This is a genomic window from Streptomyces sp. YS-3 (assembly GCF_045257485.1).
In the GTDB taxonomy this organism is placed as follows: domain Bacteria; phylum Actinomycetota; class Actinomycetes; order Streptomycetales; family Streptomycetaceae; genus Streptomyces.
On sequence record NZ_JBJHPC010000505.1, the window covers coordinates 1 to 5,234 of the forward strand.

The 5,234-nt window shown below is 72.3% G+C and carries 6 protein-coding genes; 4 read left to right on the forward strand and 2 right to left on the reverse strand.

The window, feature by feature from the left end:
* On the reverse strand, nucleotides 1-907 hold a 907-nt coding region (locus tag ACJA3G_RS29320; protein ID WP_406556058.1), incomplete at its 3' end, for a WD40 repeat domain-containing protein.
* A gap of 80 nt (nucleotides 908-987) precedes the next feature.
* Between ACJA3G_RS29320 and ACJA3G_RS29325 the strand changes: the two genes are divergently transcribed.
* On the forward strand, nucleotides 988-1,710 hold the full coding sequence (locus tag ACJA3G_RS29325) for a GDSL-type esterase/lipase family protein (RefSeq protein ID WP_406556059.1): 723 nt from the start codon (nucleotides 988-990) through the stop codon (nucleotides 1,708-1,710).
* Here the strand turns inward: ACJA3G_RS29325 and ACJA3G_RS29330 are convergent.
* Complete coding sequence (locus tag ACJA3G_RS29330; RefSeq protein WP_406556063.1) at nucleotides 1,707-2,165, reverse strand: carboxymuconolactone decarboxylase family protein; 459 nt, start codon at nucleotides 2,163-2,165, stop codon at nucleotides 1,707-1,709. The two genes, ACJA3G_RS29325 and ACJA3G_RS29330, sit on opposite strands and share 4 nt — an antisense overlap.
* Nucleotides 2,166-2,235: 70 nt before the next feature.
* Here ACJA3G_RS29330 and ACJA3G_RS29335 point away from each other — a divergent pair, with 70 nt between their 5' ends.
* The 3 genes from ACJA3G_RS29335 to ACJA3G_RS29345 all read left to right on the forward strand — a co-directional run bounded on the left by ACJA3G_RS29335 (nucleotide 2,236) and on the right by ACJA3G_RS29345 (nucleotide 4,938).
* Entirely contained in the window at nucleotides 2,236-2,769 is a 534-nt protein-coding gene (locus ACJA3G_RS29335; RefSeq protein WP_406556060.1) for a MarR family winged helix-turn-helix transcriptional regulator, read from the forward strand.
* Nucleotides 2,770-2,859: 90 nt separating this feature from the next.
* Nucleotides 2,860-3,870: an aldo/keto reductase gene (locus tag ACJA3G_RS29340; RefSeq protein WP_406556061.1), complete on the forward strand. Its 1,011-nt coding sequence runs from the start codon at nucleotides 2,860-2,862 to the stop codon at nucleotides 3,868-3,870.
* 69 nt (nucleotides 3,871-3,939) lie between these two features.
* Nucleotides 3,940-4,938: an aldo/keto reductase gene (locus ACJA3G_RS29345; protein ID WP_406556062.1), complete on the forward strand. Its 999-nt coding sequence runs from the start codon at nucleotides 3,940-3,942 to the stop codon at nucleotides 4,936-4,938.
* The last annotated feature ends 296 nt before the right edge of the window (nucleotides 4,939-5,234 follow it).

Consider the following 5,234-nt stretch of genomic DNA (forward strand, 5'->3'; position numbering starts at 1 on the left):
GGTTCCGGTGGTCGCCGCCGCCCGGGTCGACGCTCTTGCCCGAGCCCGCGCCCKTCGGCGAACTCCCCTTGCCGGACGGGGACTTGCCGCCCGCCGCGACCGGCACCCGCGCCACCTCGCTCTGCTCCCCCTCCGTCCCGAAGAGCAGCGCCTTCCCGTCCGGGGTGTACGTGACGGACTCCGCCTGGCGCATCAGGGGCGCGGAGACCCCGTGCCGCGAGCCGAGCCGCCCGCCCTTCCAGTCGTACTCGGCCGCCCAGAAGTAGCCGCGCAGCGCCAGCTTCGTCCCGTCCGGGGAGAAGGCGCCGTCGGTGACCCACGGCACGTCGCCGACCCGCCGGAAGACGTTCGTACCGGCCGTGGAGAGGTGCTCGGGGCCTTCGTAGAGCCCGCCGCCGCCCTCCTTCTTGGAGGCGATGTAGACGCGTCCGGTGCCGGGGTGGACCATCAGCGCCTCGGCGTTGCGCGGCCCGTCGGCGTACTTCACCACGTACTGCGTCGCCTTGACCGTGGCGTCCTTGAGCCGCCGGGGCTCGGGGAACTTGTAGATCCAGACGTTCTTCCAGGTGCCGCCGAGGTTGTCCCCGATGTCCCCCACGTACACGTTCCCGTCCGGGCCGACCGAGATCGCCTCGACGTCGCGCGGGCGGCCGACGCCGGCCAGGGTGATCCTGGCGACGGTCTCGCCGGTCCTGGAGTCGACCGCGTAGACGTACGGCCCGTCGTCGCTGTCGTTGTGCGTCCAGTAGACGCCCGGGTGGGCCCGGCTGGCGGCCAGGCCGCTGGACTCCTTGATCCGGGGGTCCTTGATCGTGAAGCCGCCGTCGCCGCTGTCGGCCGCCGCCGGTCCGGCGGCCCCCAGGACGACGAGCCCGGCGGCCGTGGCGGCGGACAGAAGCGAACGCATCGGGAAACGCATGGGACCAAGTGTCCATCGTCACGTGGCAGCCCGTCGAAGCGGTCCAGGTGATCCGCCATCATGGCCCCATGCGTTTCATGTTCGTCGGCGATTCCATGACCATCGGACGCGCCGGCGACATCACCTGGCGCTACCGGATGTGGCAGCACCTCAGCACGTCCTTCGACGGCCCCTTCGCGATCGTGGGGCCGCGTACCGAGCTGTACGACACGGAGGCCGGGGCCCCGCTGTCGTCCGCGTACGGGGCGGCGGACTTCCCCGCACCGGCGCGCCGCCATCTGTCGGGGTGGGGCGAGGGCTGGCTGCACATGGCCCCGCTGATAGCGGACGCCGCGGCGGGGGCGCGGGCGGACGTCCTGCTGGTCTCGCTCGGCCTGATCGACCTGGGTTTCTACACCGACAGCGACCAGACGGCGGCCAACGCCCGTGCCTTCGTGGCGGCGGCCCGCACGGCGAACCCGGCGATCCGGATGGTGCTGCTGCCCGTCATCCCGAACATCCGGGCCGAGTCGGACGCCCCCTTCGCGGCCGAGGTCGCCCGCTTCAACGAACTGCTCGCCAAGGCGGTGGCGGACCTGGACCGGCCCTCCTCGCCGCTGCTGCTGGCCTCGCACCCGCCGACGTACGACATCCATGTGGACACCTACGACGGCACGCACCCCTCCGCCTCGGGCGAACACAAGCTGGCGGCGGCCTTCGCGGACGCGATGCACCAGGGGTGGGGACTCGGCGGGGCGTACGCGGCGCCGCCGACCGCCGCCCGGGAGAGCCAGGTCGTCGCGCGGAGCTAGTGGGACGCCCCGGTCAGCCGGTTGGCGAAGGTCGAGACCGTGTACGTGCCGATGCCGAGGACGACCTCCAGGGCGTTCTGCGGGGTGTGGCCGTGGGCCAGGAACGCTTCCAGACCGGCGTCCGGGACCTCGCCCGCGGTGGCGTACACGGCGAGCGTGAACTCCCGTACGGCGTCGAGGCGTTCGTCCGGGAGCGGCTTTCCCTCCCGGAGCCGTCCGATCAGCTCCTCCGGCGCGCCGAGCCCGCGCAGCTTGCCCGTGTGCATGTCCACGCACAGGGCGCACCCGTTGCGGGTGGCGACCGTCATGATCACCACTTCGCGGGCGAGCGGGTCCAGGGTGGTGCTCTCGAAGAGAGCGCTCATCCTGAGGAAGCCCTCCAGGGTGTGGGGCGAGGCGGCCATCCGGGCCACGGCCGGGGAGAGGTGCCCGAGGTGCCGGACGGTCCCCTCCATCGCGCGGCGCGACTCGGCGGGGGCGGATTCCAGGGTGTGGTCGACGAACAACAAGGTGGCGTCCCTTACGATGGACAACGTGGTTGACGAAAAAAAGGTAAACCAGGTTGTCGGTTCAGGCAAGGGCGGGACCGGCGGTGCCGACGCGCCCGGCTACGAGCTCCCCCTGCTCCTCCTGGCGGGTTTCCGCTCCCTGATCGACCGCCTCCACGCCGAACTGGCCCGGCAGGGCCACCCCGGCCTCCGTCCCGCCCACGGCTTCGCGCTCCAGGCCATCGGCCCCGGCGGGGCGACCGCGAGCGAGATCGGCCGCCGCCTCGGCGTCTCCAAGCAGGCCGCCGGCAAGACCGTCGACCGTCTGGAGGCGCTGGGCTACGCCGAACGCGCCGACGACCCCGCCGACGCCCGCCGCAAGATCGTCCGCATCACCCCGCACGGCCTGGACGCGCTCAACCGGTCGGCGGCCGTCTTCGACGAGCTGCGCGCCGACTGGGTCCGTACGCTCGGGCCCGGCCCGGTACGGCAGATGGAGACGTCCCTGCGCACGGTGGTCCCGCCGGAGGCGTTCCGGCTGGACGCGTCGAGCTGGTTCGCGGGGTCCTGAGCGCTTCCCGCGCACGAGCCGCCCCCGAGCCGCCCCCGTGACGGAACGCCCCTTGCTTCGAGCGCACTTCAACGGCTTCGCTGGTACCTCATGGAGTACACGCAGCTCGGACGCACCGGACTCAAGGTCAGCCGCCTCGTCCTCGGCACCATGAACTTCGGCCCCCAGACGGAGGAGGCCGACAGCCACGCCATCATGGACGCCGCCCACGACGCGGGAATCAACTTCTTCGACACCGCCAACATCTACGGCATCGCCGAACACAAGGGCCTCACCGAGGAGATCGTCGGAGCCTGGTTCGCGAAGGGCGGCGGGCGCCGGGAGCGGACGGTCCTGGCGACCAAGGGCTACGGGAACATGACCCAGGACGGCAGCCCCTGGAACACCAGCGTCTGGCCCAACGACAACAAGCTCTCCGCGCTGAACATCCGCCGCTCGGTGGAGGCCAGCCTGAAGCGGCTGGGCACCGACCACATCGACCTCTACCAGTTCCACCACGTCGACCGGCAGACCCCCTTCGAGGAGATCTGGCAGGCGATGGACGTGCTCGTCCAGCAGGGCAAGGTCCTGTACGTCGGCACCTCCAACTTCCCCGGCTACAAGATCGCCCAGGCCAACGAGGTCGCCGCGCGGACCGGCCGGCTGGGACTCGTCAGCGAGCAGTGCCTCTACAACCTCGCCGAGCGGCGCGCCGAGATGGACGTCATTCCTGCCGCCCGCGAGTACGGCGTGGGGATCATCCCCTGGTCCCCGCTCCACCAGGGCCTCCTGGGCGGCGCCCTGCGCAAGGAGCGGGACGGGGACGGGGCGCGCACCAAGGGCGGCCGGTCCGCCGCCGGGCTCGCGGACCCGGCGGTGCGGGCGCGGGTGCAGGCGTACGAGGACCTGCTCGCCAAGCACGGTCTGGAGCCGGGCGAGGCGGCGCTCGCGTGGCTGCTGACACGGCCGGACGTGACCGGCCCCATCGTCGGCCCCCGCACCGCCGGGCAACTCGCCTCGGCCGTACGGGCAGTGGAGCTGGAGCTGTCGGCCGAAGTGCTGGCGTCCCTGGAGGAGATCTTCCCGGGGCCGGGACCGTCCCCGGAGGCGTTCGCCTGGTAGGGCGCGAGGGGGGCGGGGCCGCGTGGGGTACTTGCTTCGAGCGCACTTCAAGGCGTTCGCTGGTGTCCCATGGAGTACACGCAGCTCGGACGCACCGGACTCAAGGTCAGCCGTCTCGTCCTCGGCACCATGAACTTCGGCCCCCAGACGGAGGAGGCCGACAGCCACGCCATCATGGACGCCGCCCACGACGCGGGAATCAACTTCTTCGACACCGCCAACGTCTACGGCCAGAGCGCCGGCAAGGGCCGTACCGAGGAGATCATCGGCAACTGGTTCGCGAAGGGCGGCGGGCGCCGGGAGCGGACGGTCCTGGCCACCAAGGTGTACGGGAACATGTCCGCCGACGGCACCCCCGTCTGGCCCAACCACGACAGGCTGTCCGCGCTCAACATCCGCCGGGCGGTCGAGGGCAGTCTGAAGCGGCTGGGCACCGACCACATCGACCTCTACCAGTTCCACCACGTCGACCGGCAGACTCCGGCCGAGGAGATCTGGCAGGCGATGGACGTGCTCGTCCAGCAGGGCAAGGTCCTGTACGTCGGCACCTCCAACTTCCCCGGCTACAAGATCGCCCAGGCCAATGAAGTGGCCGCGCGGAACGGGCGGCTGGGGCTGGTCAGCGAGCAGTGCCTCTACAACCTCTTCGAGCGCCGCGCCGAGATGGAGGTGATCCCCGCCGCCCGCGAGTACGGCGTGGGGATCATCCCCTGGTCCCCGCTCCAGGGCGGTCTGCTCGGCGGGGTGCTCCGCAAGGAGCGCGAGGGCGGCGGCTCGCGGTCGACCGGCGGGCGCGCGGCCGAGGCGCTGGCGGACCCGGCGGTGCGGGGCCGCATCCAGGCGTACGAGGACCTGCTCGCCAAGCACGGACTGGAGCCGGGCGAGGCGGCGCTCGCATGGCTGCTGACACGGCCGGGCGTGACCGGCCCCATCGTCGGCCCCCGCACCGCCGGGCAACTCGCCTCGGCGCTGCGGGCGGTGGAGCTGGAGCTCTCGGCCGAAGTGCTGGCATCCCTGGAAGAGATCTTCCCGGGACCGGGACCGTCCCCGGAGGCGTTCGCCTGGTGACGCGCGCGGCGGGCGCGGCGGCCCCCGGCGGGGTGTCAGCCGCGTGCCGCCGCGACGGCCACGACGACGAACATCAGCACGAGTACGCCGGCCATGATCCGGTTCCTGGTCTTCGGGTTCACGCATACGAGCGTAACGAACGCCCCCGCTGCCCCGTTCGGCCGCCCCTGGCGCGCGACCGGCGGTCCGGGCCCCGCGACGGGCGGTCCGMWSCCCGSSSCGGGSWKCGGACCGCCCGGCGATCACGGGGGCGTCCGGGCCCCTGCCCCGGGCGGCCGGACTCAGGTTCCCAGCTC

Bases quoted from the DNA above. Each gene is read 5' to 3' on its own strand.
- ACJA3G_RS29325 (WP_406556059.1), top strand. From the start codon at position 988: ATGCGTTTCATGTTCGTCGGCGATTCCATGACCATCGGACGCGCCGGC.
- ACJA3G_RS29330 (WP_406556063.1), bottom strand. From the start codon at position 2,165: ATGGAGGGGACCGTCCGGCACCTCGGGCACCTCTCCCCGGCCGTGGCC.
- ACJA3G_RS29335 (WP_406556060.1), top strand. From the start codon at position 2,236: ATGGACAACGTGGTTGACGAAAAAAAGGTAAACCAGGTTGTCGGTTCA.
- ACJA3G_RS29340 (WP_406556061.1), top strand. From the start codon at position 2,860: ATGGAGTACACGCAGCTCGGACGCACCGGACTCAAGGTCAGCCGCCTC.
- ACJA3G_RS29345 (WP_406556062.1), top strand. From the start codon at position 3,940: ATGGAGTACACGCAGCTCGGACGCACCGGACTCAAGGTCAGCCGTCTC.